A 360-nucleotide genomic window follows, 5' to 3' on the forward strand; every position below is an offset into this window, starting at 1 on the left:
GTCTGTTTGATTAACCCAGATACGAAGGTTAAGTAACGTGAATATTAATGCAACCTTATTTGCGCAAATCCTAGTTTTCTTTGGCTTGGTTTGGTTTACGATGAAATTCGTATGGCCTCCGATTGCCAAAGCGTTGGATGAGCGTGCCGCAAAAATCGCCGAGGGCTTGGCTGCTGCCGAGCGCGGTAAGAGCGATTTTGAGCAGGCAGAGAAAAAAGTTGCAGAACTTATGGCCGAAGGGCGTAATCAGGTAACCGAAATGGTTGCCAACGCCGAAAAACGCGCTGCAAAAATTGTAGAAGAAGCCAAAGAGCAAGCTTCTCATGAAGCAGCACGCATTGCAGCCCAAGCAAAAGCTGA

Annotated in this window: 1 protein-coding gene; it reads left to right on the plus strand. The window is 47.2% G+C overall.

Annotated features, from left to right (window positions below; genetic code table 11):
- Positions 1–37: 37 nt before the first annotated feature.
- A partial coding sequence (locus tag ACTHSP_RS22880; RefSeq protein ID WP_440347115.1) for a F0F1 ATP synthase subunit B occupies positions 38–360 on the plus strand: 323 nt, incomplete at its 3' end.

It is taken from the genome of Neisseria sp. P0001.S005 (assembly GCF_051963715.1).